We start from the raw sequence: 18,078 nt of genomic DNA, 5'->3' as shown, positions 1-18,078 counted from the left end.
GCAAGCGCATCCATGCGCCCGAGTATTAACTTGCCAATATCATTGCCATGTTAATATCGCCTCCTTCTTTGACACCCGGGATCATTTATTGTCCGTTATGAGCACCGCAGCCGTTTATAAAACCCGTACACAGATGGTCGCAGATATTCTGCGTAAAAAAATTCTCTCTGGAGAAATCGTGGCGGGAGAACCTTTGCGACAGGACGCTATCGCCAAAGAGTTCAACGTCAGCCGCATCCCGGTGCGGGAGGCGCTGTTGCAACTGGAAGCGCAGGGGCTGGTTTGCTTCGAGCCGCACAAAGGGGCCACGGCGACAGAGTTGCGTCCATCGGAAATTCGCGAGCTGTTTGAGCTACGGGCGTTGATAGAATGTCATGTGCTGGAACAGGCTATCGACAATATGACTGACCAGGATCTGGCCGCGGCGGAGAAAATACTCAAAGCCTTCGAGGCGGCGGTGGAGAGTGGAGATCAGGTGGAGAGCTGGAGCGAGCTGAACTACGAACTGCATGCCGCCTTGTATCATCCCGCCAACCTGGCGCAGGCGATGGAAGTCGTGCGTAGTCTTAACATCAAGTCCGACCGCTATATCCGTCTGCAATTGTTATTCACCACCGGCATAGAAAAGGCGGAAAGGGAGCATGCGGATTTATTGGAATTCTGTCGCCAGCGCAACAAAAAAGCGGCGTCTGCGTTGCTGAAGAAACATATTCTGGAAGCCGGTCAGGCCATTCATGACTTGCTGATCGAACAGGCGGGCGGCGCGAGCCACTGACAACGCAATATCGCCGCCGTGCTATTAATCAGGCAGACAAATAGCTTCCTTCTATTTGTCTGCAACGACAGGGCCTGCACAGGTCAGGCCCTGTCTCCCGCGGCTTAACGCCGCGCAGGCGCGTCCATGCGCCTGATGATTAACATGCCAATATCATTGCCATGTTAATAACAATAACAAGTTAAACCGAGGTGTTTATGGCATCGTTCTGGGTGGTGGATACGAAATGCAAAGTCGCGCCGGAAAGCACTCTGCCTCAGGATGGCAGCGCCTATTACTACGGGCGCAGCGTCGTTCCTCCCTTTTATAATCCCGCAAATGCGCCAGCAGCTCCGGCACGCTGATTTCTGAGTAAACCTGCGTCAGTTCGAAGTAGCCATACTGGACCCAGTCGGCGTACCAGGCGCGGTTATGAGAGGGGCTGCTGATGGTAATGAGGTCCTGCCCAACCGCCAGGAACTCCCTTGGACTCATGCCGTAGTACATCTTCACCGATTTGTTTAGATGCGACAGATCGTAGAAACCCGCTTCCGCCGCCGCGTGGGTCAGGTTATGAGCGATACTGTAGCGCTCGAAGAAATACTGCAGGCGGCTGACGACCTTGTATTTGTTGTAGCTCAGGCCGTTTAAAGCGCTGAACAAGGCCATAAAGCGGGTTGGGCTCAAATGCACCTGTGCGGCTATCTCGTCGATGGACAGATCGCTGGTTGGATTGCGGATAATATGCGCGACCGCCTTGGCGATACGCCTATCGTATTTCTTCAATGTGATTGGGGTTTCTTCTTCATAAATAGCGTTGAACAGACACCAGGTGGCGATGGGGTGAGGTATGTCGCCTTCGTCAAGATAGAATAAAGTTTGCTGCAGCAAATCTTCATTCATCCTGTAGCAAATGTCTTTTACGCAGGCCTCCCACGCATAGTTACGCAACAGGCAGGCATGCTCTTGCGTCGCTGGGTTGAGAGGCAGTAGAGCCATTCGCGGCGCTTCCGAACTCACTGTAAACGGCTTATTGGGCGATAGCAGAAACGTATTGCAACAATACTGTTCTCCCATGAATTCGACGACGAACGGCTGACTCCCCATTAACAGGGTGGGCGTAATACCCATTGAATGATGCGGCTGGCGTCGACCGTTGTAAAAGAGCAAGGACTTATCGCCCCATTCGTAAAGCTTTGGCTGCATGAAGGTGAGTAAAAATAAGATCAAAAAAGGAGATGACAAGGCGTTATGTTAGCAAATGCGCGCGACGTCAGTTGCAATAACCAGCTGCGTCGGGGTTTGCAGGCTTGGTTTAAAACCACAGATAAACGCCTATAATCATTCAACAAAACGGATTTCCCCTGACCATCTGCAAGCTGGCTGACAAAACCCATCATGGCTACTCTCAAATATGTATTGGCTCCTATCTGCTTATTATTCGCCGCCGCTCATGTGAATGCGGAATATTGGTGCGGCTACAGTGATGACAACATCCGCGACTGGCGGGTCAACAAGGCCAGCGAATGCCGCTTGCCGACAGGGGCGGGGGAGCTGGTGCTGATCGAGGCCGAGAAACACTTCAATGTATCCAGCAATACCTGGTTTACGCCGGAGAAGGGGCGTCATCCTGGCGCCATGTTGCGCAAGTGCGAAGGGGGCAAGGCGGTCACTTTATCCGGCGACACCATGCTGACCACCGCCAAGTTGCAGAAAATCTGCAGCCTGAAAAAGGACGGCGCGCATGAACTACTGACTTCCGAGGGCGTTCAGGCGACAGTGGAGTGCCAGCACTATCAGGCCACGAATATCAAAATCCAAACGGAAGCGGGTGAGAAAGACTGTGGCATGCCAGAGGTCCTGAAGGTGGCGACGCCGCATTTCAAAATTGAATCCGCCAAGTATGGTCTCGATAGCGCAGACGTTAAGCGTCGTGGCATCGCTCCGGAAGAGGAGCTGTGTTCGCTGGCGGTGACGGACCCGACCTATCCGGAAGATCTCACTATTGCGTTTGTGTGGGGCGATGTCGCCTGCCATTTGACCAACTATTACAAGAATAAGCATGCCTGCGGCTGGTTCGCTAACGATAACGGCATGCGCGGCTCGAAGATGTCCAGTTTTTACGCCCAGCCGGTGCTGGCCAAGCTGTGCCAGAAGACCAGGGACGGCGAAGTGGAAGTCACCAAACCTTTCCGACGGCTTGATAACCACGATGAAAGCCTGTCCTACGTGAAAGGCTATATCCAGTGCGCCAAAGGCGCGCCGACGGGCGTCAAGCTGGCGATTAAGCCTTTGGTAGGGGAAACACAGGAAAAGCAGTGTCCCATACCAGAGGCGTTGTTGAAGGATAAGCCTGTCCATAAATCCTGATCGTCAACGAACGGGCTCAGTGAGTCCCGTTCTTTTTGTTCTGGTTGCTGCGTTGCGTATTGTTGTACCGGTGTCTCAGTTCGCCGATGGCGGCTGCGGTCAGAATAAGGACAATAATTAGTGCGATATTTATGGGGGTTCTCCGTTTGCGTTGTTGATGAAACGGATGTTAGGGCGACCCCATGCGCCGCTGAATCTCACGGCTATCCAATCGCTCTCTAATTTATCTCAAATTTATATTAATGCTTATATATCAATGAATTGATGGATGGCTGGAAGCCTGAAATCAGGCGACTCAATCGAACAAATGATTGTCGATCAGCACGGCGGAGACCTCGCTGAGAGGGATGACCGCATCAAATGTTTCTCGATTGCGCAGCTCCTGCAGGCGTATCACTTTGGCGCCGACTTCCTTCAGTACCCCATGTAATTCGACGCCGGAATTCAATAGCACGCCGATCTTTTTGTCCGCCTGTCCGCGCAGCACGTCTTGCAGAGAATCGTTCTCTTTGATCACCAGTTTGGGCTCGGCGGCAAGCGCGGTTGTCGACGTAAGGGCGATCAAGGCCCCAAGCAGCCAGGTTTTAGCATTCATGGTCAGTACCTTTAAGATCCCAATTGAACTTCATCTATTGAATTAATATAGCGCGCAGGTCTTCTCAATGGGCTCGCCTACGACGGGCTTGAACAACAACTGAATCGCTTTGGGCTGCTGTTGTTCGCATAGCAGATAAGCGTCCAGCGAGGTTTTGTCTTTGTACTCAGGACGCCACCAGCCTGACGGCGTTAAGGCGATTTTGTCCGCGCCGGCGGCGCAGCGACTTTGCAGTTGTTGCTGGGTGAAGAAGTCGCTCACCGTCGCCCCGGTGCGTTGCGCATTGTGGCTGACCACGCCGCATCCAACCGGGTTGGAGCTGCTGTCCGTGCAGCGCCGTGAACCCCATATCCAACCGAACTCAATGGTGTCGATCCAGGTGGGGTCCTCTGCGTGGAGAAGGCAATTGGCCGCTTCATCAATGCCGATGCCTGCGAGTTCGTCGCGGCGAACCCCGTACCAGTAATCCGGGTCTTTGACGGCGTTAGGGTGATTCGTGGTTAAGGCGGCAGGCAGGGCGCAATGTTTTTCCGCCGTCGACGTCTGCAAATGAATGGATTGCGGCAGATACCCCGCACAAACCAGTGATGCGCGGGCGCCGCCTCGTTCGGCGATGTCGACTTCGCCGTCGCCTTGCGCCATACAACGGTTTTTCAGGGTGACGAAATTCAGGAGGCTGTTGTTTTTGTGCCCCTGTCGTTTGTGATTGTTCTCACAGAAGAAGATGTCGCCGGCGATATCGCCTGTGTCCGCCGATTGATAATAAGATGAGCTGATCTGCGCCATGCGCTCGCCGATGGCCAGACCAAACTGGCCTTGATCCGTTTCCAGCATGCAGGCGCTGGCGGGATCGACGCCCAGACGCTGCATACGTCCCTCATCGACGCCGCACCAATAAGTCAGCGCCGGGGGCGCATCCTCGCGGCCGTACATCAGCTTGACGATCAGCGTGGCGCCCGCCAGCAGGAGTAACGCACCGCCCAGCATCATGGACTTTTTGCGCCGCGGTGGGGCGCTGGACGTCGATGTGTGGGGAGTCACTTCTGTTACGGGTTCTGGCGGCGGCTCCGCTGGACTAACCGGCGTACTGGCTTCCGGCTCGGGAGTTGGTACAGGCTCCGCGGGGGGCGGGGGAGTGATATCCGGTCTGGGAGGATAGGGGATGACAGAGACTTCCTTGAGCAGGCGATACCCTTTTTTAGGAATGGTCTCAATGTATTCAGGGGCTTCGCTGCTGTCGTTGAACGCTTTGCGCAATTGCCAGATGGCGGTATTCAGCGCCTGCTCGCCGACATATTCGTTTTCATTCCAGACTTTCTGAATCAGCGTTTCCCGGCTCACTGTACGACCGGGATTTTCCGCCAGCGCCAGAAGCACTTTGCAGACTTTATCACTCAGTTGATGCTCCGCCGCTTCACGATAGAGCCGGTTCGTTTCTACATTGATGCGCCACTCGCCAATTTGCATTTCTTCATAATCTCGGTCGGACACGGAGCGCTCCTATGCTGAAAACGGTTGGTCTGCATTATACAAATCCTTTACCGGATATCCGCACAGGAGTTAAGAGATATTCTCAATTAACTGGGCTCGCCTATGGTTGTTCAGGCCACGCAGATCTTAAGTTCAGATTCGCTCAGCCATAACTGCGAGGGGCAGATGCCGAACAATAATTTGTGGCATTTGTTTAAGTGCGCCAGATCCGCAAACCCGGAATCATGCGCAGCGGTAGTTAAATTACGGCTGCGCGAAAACTGCTTGATGAAATACAACACACGAACCCCCAGGCGAAATCGCGAGAATGAAATATTGGTTTCCTGCTTGAACAATCGACTGAGATGCGCGGCGGAAATCGGCATAAGTTCCGCATAATCGTCGATGGATTGAGAGTGATCCGGATTCTTCAACAATAATTCGATCAGCTTGCGAACTCGGCGATCCATTAAAGGTGGAGCAAGCGGATGTTGTTTAGGGTTAAGAATCTGATCCAATATCTCCTTGGCGTCATTGGCGCACGGACGTTTCTTATATAAGTCCCGGAAAGCCCGTGCAATATCACACGCGCCCAGGAAATCAAAAAGAAGCCCGTCCTGCTCACAACAATAATAGTTATAGGTCAGGGTGGTTTTAATATTGCGCCAGAAATGAGATGACACAAATGCAATGCGCTGGTTGTTCAATACAAAATCACAGCGGGCGTTAGCGGGAATCATCAAACAGCGTGTGGAAATAACCTCTCCACTCGCCAGCTTAACGACAAATTCATTATCAAGACTGACAATGAAACTATCCGCAATATGCTGCCAATGATAGGCCCCGTCAAAGCGACCCATATAAAGACATAAGTTGTTCCAATGATAATACAGCGACTGATCCATTTTTCACCTCGAGCATCGATCAAATGTCAATGCGATCGATTATCGAGAGGCGACGTTTTTCATGAATCTCGCGGGTATCCGGTTTCTCTCCAATTTATCTCAAATTTATATTTATTATTAAAAATCAATTAGTTGAATATGGGGTGGCGCCGCTCTCCCAACCTCCGATAAAGGCCGTTCAGTCTGCGCAGGGGCTCCCAATGGCGCTTTTTGGACATGGGTGAACTACGCTATAAATTACTCAAAAAGAGTGTTTTTATGGGATATATAAGAGACTTGAACGACTCTATTTCTACTGCTGATGCCGAAGATTTAAAGATATACAGCAAAAATGGAGACCTGACGCTCCGCTATCAGGACTGGCGGGAACAAAAAGTCGAAATATGCTTCAACGACGTTGTTGCATATCAGTGGAGCGAAGCGATGGAGTTACTGGACGGAGAGCGGGATGACTCATGCTATGAAATCTGTGACTCCGAATGGATTAAGCTGCATTGTGATCAAGGCTTAATGCATGAGAAAAGCCACCGGCATTACAAATTTAATTTTAATGATACTGGCCAACTGGAAGTGTTGGCGGCCGGTTACAACATAAAAGAATCCCTCTGATAAATAAGCGTATACATGGTAAAAGAAAAGCCGGCGCAAGGCCGGCTTGGAATCGGGCGCTACTTGGATGCTAGATCAAGAGGCCTTGCGGCGACGCGCCGCGAACAGGCCCGCCAGGCTCAGGCCGAACAGGCCCAGTGCGGTTGGCTCGGGACACTCAACGGTGTCGATGGTCAGCATCTTCAATTTGAAGTGATCGTTCAGTTCGTTGCACAGCTCGCCCAACTCACCGAATGCGGGATTGTAAGCGCCAATCAACCAGAACTTGGAAACCAGATCCGTGCTGGTCGCGGTTTCTTTGGTCATGGTGTTGGAGTAGTTGCCAGCCACGCTCCAGCCGTCGCTGAGCAGGCCTTCCCAATCTTTATCGTTCAGATTGTAGGAAGGCGCGCCGCCGGTGTAGGCGAGCAGGGAGACATCTGAGTCGTAGGCGTACCAGCCGTTTTGAAATGAGCTCAGGCTAACCGCTTCGGAGAAGGACAGCATGATCATGTCAAAATCGCCATCGCGACCTGGATCATTGTCTGTAGAGTGCTCTGGGGTGGCGCAACGAGTCTTGCGGTATTCGTCGTCGTTACAGACTCCAAGACCATTCCAGCGACCTAGGCGGGCGCCTTCGATTTTATCGTCCGCAGGACCTTTTGTGTCGCTCCAGCCGGTTACGGTGAGGCTCATACCGTCTTTCGAGTAGGAAAGAGAGTTATTGTATGAGCCGTAACGAACGCCTTCGGTCAGGTCCCAGGTGATTTGGCTTGCATAGGCGGAAGACGCCGTCAGCGCTGATAATAACAATCCCTTGGTTAATGTTTTTAGCATATGAATACTTCTCTCCATTGTAGATTTACTTAACAAAGCAAATCGACCTCAGCAATTCCTGTGCCATGCATATATATCAATGCTTTTGGCTGTATAACAAGTTTTTAATGTCAATTAGTTTGACAAAATATAAAGCGAAAACATTATCGTATTAATGTGATAATTGGTTACTTAAATGGGGTGAATTGGTTACGAAGCGGCCAAAAGTAAACAATGTTAAGCAAAACTAATCTAAACCCTATAGTTAATAAGTTTGAGTCTGCCAAAATGGTTCTCCATTAAGGGATAGTCTTTTGAGAGTATACGAGAGAAAAAACCTAGGGTTTTCCTGTGTAAAGGTGGGATTACACTGAAAATGACTGTTTTATACAGCTCGCTCAGGCATAACTCAGAAGTGCCTTTCAGGCAAAGATAAAAAGTAATCTATAGGCTTTGTCATCTTGAAAGGATGATATACGCCGCTTCTTCTCAAACTTGCCGAACACCAGAATTATAGTTTTAGCACCTCAGCGGGCCCTCATTATCAACAAGACATTACCCTGACTTGTAAAAAATAGGCGCCTTTTAGGAGGTGGCGGGGCCTCAGATCTCGCACCTCTAAGCGTGCCGATGACGATTGTAGTTATTCTGTCATGTTCATGCGCTATACCTATCAACAGCCAGGAGCGCTTCCCAAGTCCATTCTGATACAAGAATCGCCCCATCAAATTCGCAAAAGAAGTTATTTATGCAAGTACGGTTGGTTGATCACTCATGGTTGGCTGCCGGGGATGGAACTCTGGATACGGGGACGATGCTGTCCCTGGTCAATCGCAAGCTGGAGCAAATCAAAGACATTGCGCAGTGGATTGCGCGCAAAAGCGGGGAATGCGCTCTTGAACGGGTGCTTAATTACTCCGCTTTGGTTACTGCTCTCCTGAGATGTAAAGAATCTCTCTCAAGTCACGACGATGCGCTCAAACAGGAAGTTTTCTGTGCGCTCAACGCCCACGCCACGGTGCAGCTGCTGGCGGCGGAGCGCAAGATTCATTATGAATTTGGGCATATGGAGAGCTGGTAGCCAACTCAGGTTACAGGGTTTATGAGCATATGTTCATATGCTGATTATTAACTGGAAATGAAACTGCTAAGTAATATTAATGTCTAATACTTGAGCACTATTCTCTAGCAGGAACAAAAGTATCCTACATCTGTAGGATACTTTTATTTATGAGAAACATATACCTTCACAAAAGTAGATTAAGTATCTGATCAATATAATACTATTTATTTGTGGTGGTTTTTATGCCTTTCATAGTTGATATGGGAAAGACGATGATTCTAAAAAGTGGTGAATTCGGCGTGCTCAGATCTGGTCCTTTGACCTACTGTAGCACAATGATATTTAGAGTTATTGGCTCGGAAGGGACACAAATAGGAGTTGGCCTGTCGCATAGAGGGATAGAACCCTCACATGTATTTATGGCGGGATTGACCCAATCCTTGGTGAGGTTCGGCCCATTAAGCTCATTAAAAATAGTTCCTATTACTATTCAGACTGCGTCGGATACGAATATCTCTTCTATTCCTGATGGCGGGTACATTAAAGGAGGACATGAGTGTACTCACGCTGCGCTATTAAAAGACTTTAGTAATATAGAGTCCCTTAGATTGGATGAAAGTGCGTACAGGATGAGAGACGTTGCGCCTGGTAATTGCTTCTCTCATAAAGAAAGCGCCGTAATTGTAAAGCAGGCTGGACGCATTTTGGTGTCGCGGCCAAGCTCCTTTTTAAATGTATTTAATGACTCTAAATTTCTCGCCGTTTGATGGATGCGCCTGCGCGGCGGCTGGCAGCGGGAGGAAGGGGGTGACCTTTGCAGGCCCTGTCGTTGCAGACCAATAGAAGGCGGCTATTTGTCTACCTGATTAATAATAACAGACGTCACTTGCGTCGCTGACGCCGCTTCTAAAGACGGTCTAGGGTATTGACTGTCGCATTGGACCAGGGCGGGAGTACTGGTCCTTTCTTTTTTGCACTAATCCTGACGCTCTCCAACTCTCTTTCGCACCGGATGTGCGCGAACGCCTTGTATGAGGGATGTTTTATTTGCGCCATTATGGGGCGCATAACTATCTAACACACTGTTATCAAATAGGTTTGTTGAGCTTCTGGCCCCTAATTTGCGTTGTTGGAGTCAGCATTTACGTCCTTGACGCCAAATGCCATCACCAAACTTATAACATGATGTGAGAGTTGCAATGGCTTACTTAATCCCCTCAGAGTTTGTGACCAAGATGGTCGATGCTGGCGAATCCAAGATTTTCATGTCGACGCGAGATACCTTGATCCGCGCTTATATGGCGGGCGCCATTCTGGCGCTGGCGGCGGTATTCGCCGTCACGGTTGCGGTGCAGACGGGCGTGTTTCTCGTTGGCGCCATGTTGTTTCCTGTTGGCTTCTGCATGCTCTATCTGATGGGCTTCGATCTGCTGACCGGGGTGTTTGTGCTCACGCCTCTGGCGTTGCTGGACAAGCGGCCGGGCGTGACGACCCAAGGTGTTTTGAGGAACTGGGGACTGGTGTTTCTGGGTAACTTCGCCGGCGCGCTGACGGTGGCTTTCATGATGGCTTTCGTGTTCACCTATGGTTTTAATACGGACCCTGGTCCGGTGGGAAGCAAGATCGCCAGCGTGGGGGAGGCCCGTACTCTTGGCTACGCGCAATATGGTCTGGCCGGATGGTTAACCATTTTTCTGCGTGGCATGCTGTGTAACTGGATGGTGTCCATGGGAGTGGTCGGCGCGATGATTTCTACGACGGTTTCCGGTAAAGTTCTGGCGATGTGGATGCCTATCATGTTGTTTTTCTTCATGGGATTCGAACATTCTGTTGTGAACATGTTCCTGTTTCCTTCGGCCATGATTATGGGGGGCGATTTCTCTATCATGGATTACTTCATCTGGAATGAAATTCCGACTGCGCTGGGTAATCTGGTGGGTGGATTGGCTTTCACCGGGCTCACCCTGTACAGCACTCACTATAAAACAGCGCCGAAACGCAAACTGGCGGCGTCCGGTAAAGAAGCGATGGCTTGATCGGCGCGCCTGATTACACAACACCTGAGGACAGTTGCCGGCCCTGGCGTCTGCGAACGGACGTCGGGGCTCACTACATTTATGCGCAATGAGCTGACGCTTTCCTTCGGTCAATGGACCGATAAAGGCCGCAAAGAGATCAATCAGGATTTTCATGGCGGTTGTGTTCCCAAGGGTGCGCAACTCACCATGAAAGGCGCTGTGTTTGCGATGGCCGATGGGGTCAGCAGCAGCTCGATCAGTCAGGTCGCCAGTGAGACGGCGGTGAAAAGTTTTCTGGAGGACTACTTCTGCACCTCCGACGCCTGGACTGTGCAGCACGCGGCGCAGCGGGTTTTGCGGGCGACCAACTCCTGGCTGTATGCCGAAGGCCAGCGCAGCGTGTATCGTTATGACAAGGAAAAAGGCTACGTCTGTACGTTTAGCGCGGTGGTGTTCAAGTCCGACATTGCGCATATCCTTCATGTCGGCGACACCCGCGTTTACCGTCTGCGGGACGGGGCTCTGGAGCAGTTGACCCATGATCACCGTTTGTGGGTGTCGCAAAGTCAGAGCTATCTGAGCCGAGCGCTGGGATTCAGAGAACACATTGAAATCGACTACCAGCCATTGCGGCTCAGGCTGGGCGATATCTTTATCATGGCCACCGACGGCGTGTATGAATACTGCGACGCCCATACTTTGATCGAGGCGTTACAGGAGCCCGATGATCTGGACGCTATCGCCAAACGCATGGTCGATTATGCGTTGGAGCAGGGCAGTAAGGACAACCTGACGCTGCAGATCATTCGCGTAGAGGCGTTGCCCTGTGACGTGGATTCTTTGTTCCAACAACAGGTGGAATCCTTACCGCTTCCCCCGATTTTGCATGCCGGAGCGGAGTTTGATGGCTATCAAATCCTGCGCTGCCTGCAAACCAGCAGCTGTAGCCATGTTTATCTCGCTTTAGATCTCGCTTCTAAAACCAAAGTGATAATAAAAACGCCTGCGACGGATCAGCAGGGCGACCCCGCCTATCTGGAGCGCCTGCTCATGGAAGAATGGATCGCACGCCGCATTAATAGCCTGCATGTAGCGAAGGCCGCGCAGTTCGAGCGCCCGCGATGCTACCTCTACACAGTGAGCGAATACATTGAAGGCCGAACGCTGAGCCAATGGCTGCGGGACCACCCGCGACCGGATCTGGAAACGGTAAGAGGCATAGTGGAGCAAGCGGCGAAAGGGGTGATGGCTTTTCACCGCATGGACATGCTGCATCAGGACCTAAAACCGGACAACCTGATGATCGACGCGTCTGGCGTAGTGAAAATCATAGATTTCGGCTCAACCCGGGTAGGCGGCGTTGCAGAAAACGACCAGGGCGTGCGTCAGCCGAATTTGCTTGGCACAGCCCTATATGCGGCGCCAGAATATTTCCTCGGCGAAGTCGGTTCCCCCGGCTCTGACCTCTATTCATTGGGCGTGCTGACCTATCATCTGCTGTCCGGCGGATTTCCCTATGGCGCCGACGTCGCTAAAACCCGCACCGCAGGCGCACAGAAGCGTCTCACCTACAAATCCGTGCTCAGCGAAGAACGAGACATCCCCGCCTGGATAGACGCCACCCTCAAGAAAGCCGTCCACCCCAATCCCCACAAACGCTACACCGAAATCTCGGAATTCCTCCACGACCTCCGTCACCCCAACCCCGCCTACCTCAACCAGACCCGGCCTCCCATTCTGGAGCGTAACCCGGTGATGTTTTGGCAAGGGGTTTCGTTGGTGCTTATGGCAGTGTTGATCTGGCAGATGATGAGTTGATGGGGGCTACTCCCCTTCAGCGTAAGATATTGACGAGGACTGATGCAAATTTGTGCGTGAAGTTGTATTTGCCCTTCAGGAACAGCGAGTCTAAATTTTTACTCTCAACCTCGAAAATTCGCCGTATTAATCTCATAGACTTGGGAGAGGTAAGGTGATGGCACCGCGTTTGGCGACTCCACAGTGATTGGAACTATGAAATCAGTGGTAAGGAAATTAAGAGGACTGCCAAGTCATTTTAAGGGAATTAGCGAGAACATAATTTCCGCAATTCTGATAGCCATTATCTTTGGGCTTTGGAATGACTATCTCTATAAAGTTGATCGTTTGAGTGGGCGCTGGAAAGTGGAGTTTTATGTTGAGAATACCGAGTACAACCCTTACAAGGGGATGACAGCTACTCATGAAATTTTTCTAATCCAAAACGGCCTTGGTATTTCCGGTTTAGGCGAAAAGGTCGCGGAAGAAACAAATAGCGAGTCCATAGCATATCACCCCTCCAAGAGAAGCCACTCGGAAATTTCAGGCACGATAACGTATAAATTCTTTTCGGATAATCTGGTCGACTTAACTTTGAAGGAAGATGGGCTAATCAGAAAAAGTTCAACATTTGTTCATTTAGTCGCCGAGTCTAGCGATAGCATGTCGGGGACATTCTTTTCGACAGCGGCAAACTCAAAAGGCGCCGTCTCTTTCAAGCGAATCCAATATGGTCAGTAATTCTATTAGGACTGTTCACACCTAATACCCCGACGGCGCCACCCCAAACGCCTGTCTGAAACTCCGGTTAAAGTGGCTTTGGTCGTAGAAGCCGACGCGTTGGGCGATGTGTGCGATGGAGAGGGAGCCTTGGGTCAGCAGGGCGCAGGCTTGTTCCAGGCGGAGTCGCAATAGCCAGGCTTGGGGCGTCATGCCTACAGTGCGCTTGAACTGGCGGAGAAAGAGGAAACGACCCAGGCCGCATAGGGTCGCTAAATCGTCCAGGGTGATTTTTTCGGATAGATTCGCCAGACAGTAATCATGGATGCGTCGCCACTGTGCATGGGAAAGGGTATTGGGATCGCGTCTGGGCTTGATGGCCCGCGTCTGCGTGAATAATGCGTCCAGCACTGACAGCCATTCTGACTGTATCGCCAGCGTGGAAACTCTCTCTGAGCACATGGCGTTGTGCAGATGGAACAGACGCGTCGCAGTCGCTGAATCCTCAATGACATTGCCAAACAGTTCCGGGCCAAGATGCGCGTCGCTGAGTTCTGCGCTGGCTTCCTGCATCAAGTCCTGTGAGACCCGAAAGGTTCTCAATGTGTAGGCGTCGCTATCGCAGGCGCCATCAGTGAAATAAAACCGGGGCCCAGAACCTGTGTCTCCCCCTTATATTGCTGACGCTGCACGCCTTCCGTGACGATGCCGATGTGATAATCGAGATGGTAATGGCGGCCGAAATCAAACTGGGCGAAGCGACCTGCGCCGAGCACCAGTCCGGGGATGTCGGCGCAGCGTTGATACTGAATGCTGTCATTCATGGGCGATTGGAAAAGTTGGAGTCAGACGTGAAACCTACGGAGCAAAAGGACTATAACAACCCTTACCATCTGCGGGAAGGCCGGGCCAGGCGTCAATATTTTACAAGGCAGGAGTTTCTTTCTGAGCTATCGTCGGATCGGGTCGGTCGTCACGATCTCACTAGTGGCCTGACAGGATTATTTTCCATACAAAATCACAAGAAGATGAGGGGAGCATAATGAGCCTGCATATCGAAACGCCTTTGCTGGAATCGCGGCCATTGAGCGTGGCGTCGCAACGTTCGATCTGGTTAAAGCTGGAGGCGTTGCAGCCGCCGGGCTCTTTCAAGATTCGCGGCGTAGGCGCCGCCTGCGAGCATCACAAAAAGCAGGGTGCGCAACGTTTTATCAGCTCCTCCGGCGGCAATGCAGGATTGGCGGTCGCCTATGCGGGGCGTTGTTTGGGCGTTCCCGCCCTCGTGGTCGTGCCGGAAACCACGACCGCGAGAGCCAAAGAGCTGCTGCGTCAGGAACAGGCGGAAGTGATCGTTCACGGCGGAAGCTGGCAGGAGGCGAATGAGCATGCGCTAGCGCTGGTTGGCGCCACGGACGCCTTTATTCATCCCTTCGATGATCCTCTGCTGTGGCGGGGACATGCGACCATGATAGATGAAGTCGCTAGAGCGGGAATGAAGCCGGACGCGGTGCTGCTCTGTGTGGGGGGAGGCGGCATGCTCTCTGGCGTGGTCGAGGGCTTGCAGCGTAATCAGTGGGCGGATGTTCCCGTTATCGCTGTTGAAACTCAAGGCGCAGCGTCCTTTCACGCGGCGTTGGAGGTGGGACATAGCATAGAGCTGGAGCGTATCGACAGCATCGCTACGTCCTTGGGCGCCAAGCGGGTATCGGCGAGAGCCCTGGAATGTGCGAAGCAACATAGTATTCTCAGCGTTGTTGTTTCTGACCCCAGCGCGTTATCCGCCTGTGAGCGGTTTCTGACGGATCATCGCATTTTGGTCGAGCCGGCATGCGGGGCCAGTCTGGCGGTTGTGTATGAAAACCATCCTGTTCTGGCGACATTCGACAGGATTTTGGTGATTGTGTGCGGCGGGGCGACAGCGACGATTGATCAGATTCGCAAGTGGGCGGAAACGGGATAAGTTTGTCGCTCTGGGAGGCCCTTCGACAGGCTCAGGGCGAACGGGGTTGCCTAGTCGATTAGTCTTCAGGATGGCTTCGACAGGCCTAGGGCTATACTCGGGTAGTCTCTCAGGATGGCCTTCGACGGGCTCCGGGCGAACAGGGTGTCGTTTGTGGTTTGCTTACGTGTCCTCTCCTTTATCGGAAAGGCGGCAGTGATCTGGCTGTCTGGATAATAACCACCACCAAGAAACCGTTCGCCCTGAGCTTGTCGAAGGGCGGCAGTCTCGCAGTGGCCTTGAACCAAAACTGACCCAACGAGAAATAACGTCCACTTGAGCCGACTGGGTTGGAGGCGCTCTGGAAAGCCCTTCGACAGGCTCAGGGCGAACGGGGTTGCCTAGTCGAGTAGTCTTCAGGATGGCCTTCGACGGGCTCCGGACGAAAGGGGGGGGGCGTTTGTGGTTTGCTTACTTGTCCTCTCCTTTATCGGAAAGGCGGCAGCGATCTGGCTGTCTGGATAATAACCACCACCAAGAAACCGTTCGCCCTGAGCTTGTCGAAGGGCGGCAGTCTAGCAGTGACCTTGAGCCAAAATTGACCCAACGGGAAATAACGTCCACTTGAGCCGACTGGGGTGGAGGCGCTCTGGGAGGCCCTTCGACAGGCTCAGGGCGAACAGGGTGTCGTTTGTGGTTTGCTTACGTGTCCTCTCCTTTATCGGAAAGGCGGCAGCGATCTGGCTGTCTGGATAATAACCACCACCAAGAAACCGTTCGCCCTGAGCTTGTCGAAGGGCGGCAGTCTAGCAGTGACCTTGAGCCAAAACTGACCCAACGGGAAATAACGTCCACTTGAGCCGACTGGGGTGGAGGCGCTCTGGGAGGCCCTTCGACAGGCTCAGGGCGAACGGGCGCTCTGCGCAGTTGAGTAGTTTTTCAGGGCTGACCAGATTCAAGTTCGGTATACCAATTGTGTTCGCAATGGGGATCAATACGCCTTCGTATTCGGGCTGCAAGCAGGCGGTCCCGCCGGTTTGATTGCTGTAAATCACCCCGGATTTACAACCGATAATGATGGCGGTTCCGACAGAATCGTATAAGGTGATTTTCATGGTTGTGCGGCGTCTCCCCAGCGCTTCTTCGACGCAGAATACTGTTTCGCCAGATTGCGAATGCGTTTATTGGCTCCGTGCTCCGCAAGTGCTTTCATCATGTCCTGGTCCATATCGCTACGTTTCAGCAGGATTTCATGAAGGCTGGAATCCTCCAGTTGCAAACAATCTCGAAAAAGGGACGGGGTTAAGCCGCCGGTTCTCAGGCGTCGCATCAGGGCGACCCGCTCAACCTTGTCGGTTGTCCAGTTTCCCAACTCCTGCGCCCGGCGACTGAGCAAGTCGAATTGCGGGTCTGTCAGCCAGGACGCCGACAGTAACTGAATAAACGCGCTTCCTCCCATCATGCTGTCTGGGTCACTCAGCGTCAGTTCCACGAAGTGGTTGAGCGCCTCATCCGGGGCGGCGGCTCTGGTTGCGATCCAGTGCAAAAAGGCTGCGTAGCGATAGTGCTCTGTATGGCTGTCGCCGTTTTCCTCATAGGCTTGGCATTGTTGTTTGAATAGCTCTGGATCGAGAATCTGATATGCCAGCCACTTTTCGTCATATCCCAGCTTATGTAATTCCATTATTGAGCGCCCTGAAAAAGAGGAGGGATTCTATCACTTCCAGGCGATCAGGGCCCTGTCGTTGTTAAGTTAAATGAAAATGTCAGCGACAAAAGTTCAAGCATAACTCAGCGAAAACGTTAGAAATTCTTAAAACAAATCCCTTTGCAAATTAGGTAGGATTGGCGGTGACGCCAATAAAAATCAGGCGCAGGAAACAAGATAGAATATTACCTATAAGAGTATCCCTATGAGCATAGAATCCCTTGTTGGCACATGGCTGCTGGATGGAAGCATTTCTGTCAGTAGCGACATCGCACAGGAGCCGGGCGGCGTGCATGACGACAGAATCAAATCAGGGCTGCGCGGCTCTGGCGAAGAGTTGGTTGATAGCGTCGCTCCTGCTAGCGGGCTGACTTTAACCATAGAAGAAAACGGTTTCTTTACTGAAGAAAAAGAGGGCGAACCCGAGGTTAAATGGTTCGACACGGACGGTGTTTTGACGCCTCAAGTGGTTCCATTCAGTGGCGTGGTGAAAACACACAGGTCCGGCGTGTTTCTGCAGGCGGACGATATTCCCTCGTGGGCTGCCCCAACCAACCGATATTCAGTCATTCTCCGCTATGACGATGGCGACACCACTATCAGCGATCAGATCTATCGCGTGGACGATAAACTGGTGCGCACGGTGAATGTAGTGACCGATGAAGCCTATCTTGACCGCACGGTGATTGTTTACAGCAGACTCTAAAAAGCAACGCGACGACCATCGATGAACAACGGTCGTGGCGAGCTTGTCACTCATCGAAGAAGGGATGCTTCGATGGAACTAAAAATGCGCGCTTATAACTGTGCGGCTTAATTTCCGCGTTATTGGATATTTGCCTCAATGTCCGCATGCGTCTACTTTTTAATCGATAGCCTGAGTGCAATAACAAACCCTAACTGATGAAGCGGGAGGTTGGTATGAACGTTTCAACAGAAGTCCAGGCCGCTATTCTTGCGGCGGAGAAGGTGTTTATGAACACTTTCAGCCAGGGCGACGCCGCTGGCATCGCCGCCTGCTACACGGATAACGCGCAACTGATGCCTCCCCACGCCGACTTTGTGGAAGGGCAGCCGGCGATTCAAGGCGCGTTTCAAGCCTTCATGGACATGGGCGTTAAGGAAATGAAACTGGAAACCCTCGAAGTAGAGGGATATGGGGACGCCGCGTCGGAAGTCGGTAAGTTCGCGCTTGAAGGCGAGGGCGGGCAAGTGCTCGATCAAGGTAAATACGTCGTTATCTGGAAAAAAGAAGCCGGGAAATGGAAGCTGCATCGGGACATTTTTAACAGCAGCGTGCCGGTTCCTCAGTAATCCGCCAGCCGCTTAAATAAT

General features: G+C 52.0%; 19 protein-coding genes. 10 read left to right on the top strand and 9 right to left on the bottom strand.

Annotated elements, in window-relative coordinates; all coding sequences use genetic code 11:
* Positions 1-97 precede the first annotated feature (97 nt).
* Positions 98-775, top strand: a complete 678-nt coding sequence (locus EUZ85_RS18950; protein ID WP_127974516.1) for a GntR family transcriptional regulator — start codon at positions 98-100, stop codon at positions 773-775.
* A gap of 195 nt (positions 776-970) precedes the next feature.
* Here the strand turns inward: EUZ85_RS18950 and EUZ85_RS18945 are convergent, their stop codons facing one another.
* Entirely contained in the window at positions 971-1,960 is a 990-nt protein-coding gene (locus EUZ85_RS18945; RefSeq protein WP_127970877.1) for a helix-turn-helix domain-containing protein, read from the bottom strand.
* A 192-nt stretch (positions 1,961-2,152) separates the two neighbouring features.
* Here EUZ85_RS18945 and EUZ85_RS18940 point away from each other — a divergent pair, with 192 nt between their 5' ends.
* Positions 2,153-3,124, top strand: coding sequence for a hypothetical protein (locus EUZ85_RS18940; RefSeq protein WP_127970875.1), 972 nt, complete (start codon positions 2,153-2,155; stop codon positions 3,122-3,124).
* A gap of 295 nt (positions 3,125-3,419) precedes the next feature.
* Here the strand turns inward: EUZ85_RS18940 and EUZ85_RS18935 are convergent, their stop codons facing one another.
* The 3 genes from EUZ85_RS18935 to EUZ85_RS18925 form a co-directional block, all read right to left on the bottom strand.
* Positions 3,420-3,719 carry a hypothetical protein gene (locus EUZ85_RS18935; protein WP_127970873.1) on the bottom strand — a complete coding sequence of 100 codons (300 nt, stop codon included), beginning with the start codon at positions 3,717-3,719 and terminating at the stop codon, positions 3,420-3,422.
* Positions 3,720-3,761: 42 nt separating this feature from the next.
* Positions 3,762-5,210, bottom strand: a complete 1,449-nt coding sequence (locus tag EUZ85_RS18930; protein ID WP_127970871.1) for a winged helix-turn-helix domain-containing protein — start codon at positions 5,208-5,210, stop codon at positions 3,762-3,764.
* Between the two features lie 110 nt (positions 5,211-5,320).
* Entirely contained in the window at positions 5,321-6,094 is a 774-nt protein-coding gene (locus EUZ85_RS18925; RefSeq protein ID WP_127970869.1) for an AraC family transcriptional regulator, read from the bottom strand.
* Between the two features lie 216 nt (positions 6,095-6,310).
* Between EUZ85_RS18925 and EUZ85_RS18920 the strand changes: the two genes are divergently transcribed.
* Positions 6,311-6,703 (top strand): hypothetical protein, encoded by a 393-nt coding sequence (locus EUZ85_RS18920; protein WP_127970867.1) that lies wholly within the window; start codon positions 6,311-6,313, stop codon positions 6,701-6,703.
* Positions 6,704-6,778: 75 nt separating this feature from the next.
* On the opposite strand, the gene xdp1 is transcribed toward EUZ85_RS18920, so the two are convergent.
* Positions 6,779-7,519 (bottom strand): exosortase-dependent surface protein XDP1, encoded by a 741-nt coding sequence (xdp1, locus tag EUZ85_RS18915; protein WP_127970865.1) that lies wholly within the window; start codon positions 7,517-7,519, stop codon positions 6,779-6,781.
* Positions 7,520-8,246: 727 nt separating this feature from the next.
* On the opposite strand from xdp1, the gene EUZ85_RS18910 reads away from it, so the two are divergent.
* From EUZ85_RS18910 to EUZ85_RS18895, 4 genes are all read left to right on the top strand, one after another.
* Positions 8,247-8,579: a hypothetical protein gene (locus EUZ85_RS18910; RefSeq protein WP_127970863.1), complete on the top strand. Its 333-nt coding sequence runs from the start codon at positions 8,247-8,249 to the stop codon at positions 8,577-8,579.
* Positions 8,580-9,760: 1,181 nt separating this feature from the next.
* A complete protein-coding gene (locus EUZ85_RS18905) occupies positions 9,761-10,597 on the top strand; it encodes a formate/nitrite transporter family protein (protein ID WP_127970861.1) in 837 nt (278 codons plus the stop codon).
* 81 nt (positions 10,598-10,678) lie between these two features.
* Positions 10,679-12,397, top strand: a complete 1,719-nt coding sequence (locus EUZ85_RS18900; RefSeq protein ID WP_127970859.1) for a bifunctional protein-serine/threonine kinase/phosphatase — start codon at positions 10,679-10,681, stop codon at positions 12,395-12,397.
* 195 nt (positions 12,398-12,592) lie between these two features.
* Positions 12,593-13,117 (top strand): hypothetical protein, encoded by a 525-nt coding sequence (locus tag EUZ85_RS18895; protein ID WP_127970857.1) that lies wholly within the window; start codon positions 12,593-12,595, stop codon positions 13,115-13,117.
* A gap of 21 nt (positions 13,118-13,138) precedes the next feature.
* Here the strand turns inward: EUZ85_RS18895 and EUZ85_RS18890 are convergent, their stop codons facing one another.
* Positions 13,139-13,669 (bottom strand): helix-turn-helix domain-containing protein, encoded by a 531-nt coding sequence (locus tag EUZ85_RS18890; RefSeq protein WP_206617922.1) that lies wholly within the window; start codon positions 13,667-13,669, stop codon positions 13,139-13,141.
* A 26-nt stretch (positions 13,670-13,695) separates the two neighbouring features.
* A complete protein-coding gene (locus EUZ85_RS31405) occupies positions 13,696-13,920 on the bottom strand; it encodes an AraC family ligand binding domain-containing protein (RefSeq protein WP_206617921.1) in 225 nt (74 codons plus the stop codon).
* Between the two features lie 218 nt (positions 13,921-14,138).
* Between EUZ85_RS31405 and EUZ85_RS18885 the strand changes: the two genes are divergently transcribed.
* Complete coding sequence (locus EUZ85_RS18885; RefSeq protein WP_127970855.1) at positions 14,139-15,056, top strand: pyridoxal-phosphate dependent enzyme; 918 nt, start codon at positions 14,139-14,141, stop codon at positions 15,054-15,056.
* Between the two features lie 785 nt (positions 15,057-15,841).
* Here EUZ85_RS18885 and EUZ85_RS18880 read toward each other — a convergent pair.
* The gene (locus EUZ85_RS18880; protein ID WP_127970853.1) at positions 15,842-16,150 is read right to left on the bottom strand and encodes a DUF6210 family protein; all 309 of its coding nucleotides are present in this window, start codon (positions 16,148-16,150) and stop codon (positions 15,842-15,844) included.
* Positions 16,147-16,719 carry a hypothetical protein gene (locus tag EUZ85_RS18875; RefSeq protein WP_127970851.1) on the bottom strand — a complete coding sequence of 191 codons (573 nt, stop codon included), beginning with the start codon at positions 16,717-16,719 and terminating at the stop codon, positions 16,147-16,149. The genes EUZ85_RS18880 and EUZ85_RS18875 overlap by 4 nt, the downstream gene beginning before the upstream one ends.
* Positions 16,720-16,948: 229 nt before the next feature.
* On the opposite strand from EUZ85_RS18875, the gene EUZ85_RS18870 reads away from it, so the two are divergent.
* Together EUZ85_RS18870 and EUZ85_RS18865 are read left to right on the top strand one after the other, a co-directional pair.
* The gene (locus tag EUZ85_RS18870; protein ID WP_127970849.1) at positions 16,949-17,449 is read left to right on the top strand and encodes a hypothetical protein; all 501 of its coding nucleotides are present in this window, start codon (positions 16,949-16,951) and stop codon (positions 17,447-17,449) included.
* Between the two features lie 215 nt (positions 17,450-17,664).
* Entirely contained in the window at positions 17,665-18,057 is a 393-nt protein-coding gene (locus EUZ85_RS18865; RefSeq protein WP_127970847.1) for a DUF4440 domain-containing protein, read from the top strand.
* The last annotated feature ends 21 nt before the right edge of the window (positions 18,058-18,078 follow it).

The sequence above is a fragment of the Hahella sp. KA22 genome (assembly GCF_004135205.1).
GTDB lineage: Bacteria > Pseudomonadota > Gammaproteobacteria > Pseudomonadales > Oleiphilaceae > Hahella.
This window is presented reverse-complemented; position numbering and strand designations above follow the sequence as displayed.